The sequence below is a fragment of the Alicyclobacillus sendaiensis NBRC 100866 genome, from assembly GCF_001552675.1.
In the GTDB taxonomy this organism is placed as follows: Bacteria; Bacillota; Bacilli; order Alicyclobacillales; family Alicyclobacillaceae; genus Alicyclobacillus; species Alicyclobacillus sendaiensis.
This window is the reverse complement of record NZ_BCRQ01000097.1, coordinates 1-5,250: the sequence shown is the minus strand read 5'-3', so window position 1 is coordinate 5,250 and position 5,250 is coordinate 1. Positions and strand designations below refer to the sequence as shown.

General features: G+C 55.7%; 3 protein-coding genes and 1 pseudogene. All 4 read left to right on the top strand.

The window, feature by feature from the left end:
* A partial coding sequence (locus AS26_RS13100) for an MFS transporter (RefSeq protein ID WP_157068513.1) occupies positions 1–856 on the top strand: 856 nt, incomplete at its 5' end.
* A 46-nt stretch (positions 857–902) separates the two neighbouring features.
* Positions 903–2,351 carry a sigma-54 interaction domain-containing protein gene (locus tag AS26_RS13095; RefSeq protein WP_062310445.1) on the top strand — a complete coding sequence of 483 codons (1,449 nt, stop codon included), beginning with the start codon at positions 903–905 and terminating at the stop codon, positions 2,349–2,351.
* Positions 2,352–3,199: 848 nt separating this feature from the next.
* On the top strand, positions 3,200–4,504 hold the full coding sequence (locus tag AS26_RS13090) for an acetamidase/formamidase family protein (RefSeq protein ID WP_062310442.1): 1,305 nt from the start codon (positions 3,200–3,202) through the stop codon (positions 4,502–4,504).
* Between the two features lie 501 nt (positions 4,505–5,005).
* Positions 5,006–5,250 (top strand): annotated as a pseudogene (locus AS26_RS14355) (hypothetical protein); the annotation flags it as partial.

Here is a 5,250-nt window from a genome sequence, read left to right as displayed (position 1 = left end):
TACGTGGGGATGGAGAGCGCTACTATTCATCGGTGCGTTGGGCGGTCTGACGATGCTATTTTTGACGCGGAACCTGATTGAGTCGCCTCGGTGGTTGATGATCCATGGACGCTACGAAGAAGCTAAGCGCTTGGTCGACGAGATCGAGCGGCGCGCGATAGCAAAGATGGGCACGTCGAAACTACCTCCGCTCATTGATGTTCCTTGGGAGGAAGAGGCGCGCGGTTTTCCTATCATGACACTTCTCAAACCCCCGTATCTGTGGCGCATGATCATCCTCCTTCTCTACTGGTTCTTGTGGTATGTGGGCGACTACGCATATTTGGGTATGGCGCCTACGGTGTTGGTTAAGTCTGGATTTGGGCTTGGGAATAGCATCGGTTTCTCCGCAATATCAGGCGTAGGGTTCGTCGTTGGGGCACTCTATGTTCTGTTCTTTGGTGACAAAATTGAGCGGAAGTATTCTCTCATCGCGAGCGGAGTCATTGGGTCTGTCGCGGTCATCCTAGCAGGGTTAATGCCGTCGTCGGTCATGGTCGTGATTGCCGGATTCTTCTTCACCACAACCATCGCCATGTTGTCGATTTTGGGTTACATTATCACTGCGGAGCATTTTCCGACGCGGGCGCGGAGCTCGGGGCTCGCCGTTTGTGACGGTATCGGCCACTTGGGAGGCGCAATTGCTCCCGCTGTGACGTTAAGCGTTTTCAATATGTTCAAAATCACGGGTGCCTTCTCGCTCATGGGTGTCATGACGCTTGCATCGCTCATTTTCATAGCGATGACCACGCGCGCGACAAGAAAGAGCCTCGAGTCGGTGAATGACGCGCTCACGCAGCGCACGCCGGCGTTGTAAGCGCATTCTGGACAAGAGGGACAGAGCTTGACAAGGGGGGCGTGACATGCACGAATTGGCGGCATCGGGCGACGTCCTGCGCCTCATCCTTGACTCCATGTACGAAGGAATTGTGCTCGTTGACTCGAACGCTCGTATTGTAGAAATCAATCAGGCGTATCTCAAACTGTTGAGTATGGAACGAGACAGCGTGATCGGTCGTCACGTGGCCGAGGTGATCGAGAACACGAGGTTGCATCGGGTCGTTGAGACTGGCATCCCTGAGCGAGGACAGCTGCAGCGGATTCGCCAGCACGACATGGTAGTGCATCGGATCCCAATCTGGCAAGGCGGAAAGGTCATCGGGGCGATTGGGGTTCTCATCTTCGAGAGCATCCGGGACCTGTACGAGATCCTTGATAGGCTGCAGGAGTACGCGGTCCAAGTACGTTCGGCTTACCCGGAGACCAAGCAAAGAGCGGAGGTCCATCAAATGAGACGGGCCTACCGGATTGACGATTTTCTCGGACAAAGCCGGGCCGTATTGGACCTCCGAAGGATTGCGCGAAAGGCGGCCCATACCCCTGTGACTGTGCTCATCACCGGGGAGAGTGGGACCGGCAAAGAGGTGTTGGCACAAGGCATCCATTTTGAAAGTAGCAGGGCGAACGGGCCGTTCGTGAGCGTCAATTGCTCAGCCATTCCCGAAAGTCTCCTGGAAGCAGAACTTTTCGGTTACGATGAGGGCGCTTTTACCGGGGCCAAACGGGGTGGAAAACCCGGTCAGATCGAGCTCGCGCACATGGGAACGCTGTTTTTGGATGAGATCGGTGATATGCCATTATCGATGCAGGCAAAGCTTCTGCGGGTTTTGGAAGATCGGCAGGTGCAGCGAGTCGGCGGGACCGTGAAACGTGAAGTCAATCTACGCTTGATATCGGCTACCAATCGCGATCTCGAAAGAATGGTGAAAGAGGGACAGTTTCGGGAAGATCTCTACTATCGTCTTAACATCATACGGCTGCACATCCCTCCTCTTAGGGAGCGGAAGGAAGACATCCCGCTCCTTCTTGCGCACTATCTTGACACGACGTGTGAACGGCTCGGCAAAGCACGCATGCATCTCTCGTCTGAGGTGGTGGAGCGGCTTCTGGATTATGACTGGCCGGGCAACGTACGAGAACTCGTCCACATGGTTGAGGTACTTGTAAGCCTATGTGATTCGTCGTACGTCAAGCTTGACGATTTTCCACCTCATCTGCACAAGCTGTTGCAAGATCTTTCTTCCCGACCGCCCGCGATTACTTCATCCCAAGGCCCTGCGGGCGACACGGTTTCCCGTGCGGCAATCGAAGGGCCGGGAACTGGTGCCAGGGAGTGCATCATGCAGGTCGAGCGGGAGCTCATCAGGGCGGCTTTGCGGGAGTCAGGGGGCAACAAGTCCCTGGCCGCCAAACGATTGGGTGTTCACCGCTCGACGCTGTATGACAAGATGAAAAAGTTAGGAATCTTGTGACGCAGGTGCTCTGTCTCGCTCCTCGTCAGAGCGAGACCCATTCTCTTTTTGCCGAGTTTGGAACGGACGCGCTTCGCGAACCGCTGCAGAGTGCCGGCACAGTCATCACGTACGACGACATCACGGTTGAGCTTCATGACCTCATGATCTGATAGCCGCACACCTGCGTTTCGTTCCAGGAATGTATTTGCAGGATGATGTCCTCGCCTTCATTTTGGATGTTGGATGTGTGTGGACAATTCGCAAAAGTATCGGGCGCAACGGGGTGTGCGAACGGCGTGCAATTCGTAGTGGTATAACTAAAGGTTCTATGTGTGACATGGTTGACTGAGAGTATTGGCGAACCTTACTCACTGCCGGCACACGCCGTCAAGGGATACGGGGCCCGTCCCTCGATGCTCTTGATGGCAGTTCGGTCCGTGGTCGATTTGCATTTGTCAAGGCTCCAAACCACCAGTGCTGAACAGGCAGCGCCATGAATGCGATCACGTGCTCCTCTGCACCGCCTAACGCCCTAAGGGCTGCGTCGCATTTCGCTTAAATACGCATATGCACGCCAGCGTTCCCTTCGAGAGGACAGACGACGGAGTGTAGGCCGCTAATCGTTAACCATCCGCTCTTCCACCAGACAACGAAGGGTTCGTGTCCGAACTCGGCGAATGCCATCCCAGATTAACCAGTGATGTGCTCAGGGCGTAAAGGGGAATCAGGGGGGCATGCTTTACCACACCAATTCGGGAACTCACATCCGCTATGTCCTTGGCTCGCCAGTCACCTGCATGGCACCTACAAAGATGCTAGAATCAAAGTTGACTACATTAGTCTGGATATTAGGGGAGTGTTGATGCATGACAAGGTCAGCTTGCCAAACCGTATTTGTAAACACCTTTACAAACGGAATTTTAGATCCTAGGCAACCGATGCTTGGCCCCGTACGAGACGGAGGATATATCGTCGCGAACACGACTCCTGGTTGCTGGGGGCCGATGATCACGCCCGCTCTCCGCGGCGGCCACGAAGTAACACAGCCGGTGTATGTAGAGGGTGCTGAGATTGGCGATGCCATAGCGATTCGCATTCGGTCGATCCGGGTGACATCCATCGCGACCGCGTCAGGCAACGATCAGACGGTAGAGGGAACGTATATCGGTGATCCGTACTGTGCCCGTAAGTGCCCGAATTGCGGCACAATGTATCCAGAAACCCGCCTCGAGGGTATTGGCCAGGGAGCAGTACGGTGCGTTAATTGCGGCGCAGACGCAACACCTTTCAAATTCACAAACGGTTACACCATCGCTTTCGATCCAACCTACCGACTGGGTGTCACGCTTCATCGAGAAGCTGCGGAAAGGATTGCGAAAGAGGGCCGCAAATACATGGCAACTCCAGAAAACTCCATACAAAATCCCATCGTGACCTTCGCTCCACACGACATTGTGGGCGCGGTGGCACGTGTTCGGCCCTTCCTTGGCCAGCTAGGCACCACACCAGCACGAGCACTTCCTGATTCGCACAATGCCGGTGATTTCGGCAGTTTCCTTATTGACGCACCACACGAGTATGCTCTTACCGCCGATGAGCTTGACCGGGTTCGCACCGATGGCCACATGGACATCAACCGCGTCCGAGAAGGAGCCATCCTCATTTGCCCAGTCAAGGTGCCGGGCGGCGGTGTATACCTTGGCGACATGCATGCATTACAGGGAGACGGTGAGATCGCCGGGCACACCTGTGATGTGTCGGGAATCGTGACACTTCAGGTTCACGTCATTAAGGGTCTCAATATCGACGGTCCCATCCTACTTCCGAACGTAGAGGACCTTCCATACCTCTCTAAGCCGCTCACCAATGAGGAGAAGCGACTTGCGCAGGCCGAAGCCGCCAAGTGGGGCCTCAAAAGTATCGAAGAAGTGGCACCGATTTCTGTCATTGGCACTGGTTCGAATCTCAATGCGGCTACCGATAACGGATTGCAACGCGCAGCCCGGCTACTTGAGATGACCGTTCCGGAAGTCATGAACCGGGCCACCATCACCGGTTCAATCGAGATTGGCCGCCATCCGGGTGTTATCACGGTGACATTTCTTGCGCCGATAGAGCGGCTTGAGCGAGTTGGGCTGTTGCCATGGGTCAAGGAACAATATGGGGTTTAAGGTAAGAGACGAGTGAGCGATACCTTGCGCGTCGCACCGCGTGTACGAGGATGCCCTGCCGTCACTCAGGCAGGGCCTTCAAGGGTATGTCCACTTGCACTCCGGGCCGAGGCAACAATGTGTCCCACTTGGTCAGTCAGGTCCATATTCTGCGTCTGTTGAAAGGGTTATGTCAGATACGCTGTCGGGCTGGATCGGTTCCCCTTCGCCGTCTATCCGACGCTGTACATTGCTGTACATTACAGTACTGACATGTGCACGACGCTTCCGCAGAACAATTCTGTTGGGCGTTCACGAAGATTCAAATGCTGAGTTTCAGAAGTGAAGCATAAATCTGCACACTCGCTTTCTACATGGCCCACTCCCTCACACAACAACGGCAGGATTCGTGCCCCGACTCGGCGAATGCCATCTCTCAGATGGATCAAATCATGCGCTCAGGGCATAAGGGGGAATCAGGGGGGGCGCGCTTTACCGCCGATTGGGCGACTCACAGCTGCGATGTCCGTGGCTTGCTTGTTCACCTGCATGGCGGCGCCACGGCTCGACGCGCAGGTCACGCCTCGCGTGGCACCTGGGGCCGCGCGCACGGGGGCGCCGCTCGCCATCAACGGCGGGGCTGTCGGCGTCGTGGACGTGTTGCCGGGCGCGGGTAGGCTGCAAGTTGCGGGGACCAAATCGTCCGTGCTCGAATTGGACGACTTTGCGACAGCGCCCGTCGTGCTCTCGGGAGGCCAGTTTGAAGC

Excerpts from the sequence above, each read along its gene's own strand:
- AS26_RS13095 (WP_062310445.1), top strand. The coding sequence starts at position 903 with ATGCACGAATTGGCGGCATCGGGCGACGTCCTGCGCCTCATCCTTGAC.
- AS26_RS13090 (WP_062310442.1), top strand. The coding sequence starts at position 3,200 with ATGACAAGGTCAGCTTGCCAAACCGTATTTGTAAACACCTTTACAAAC.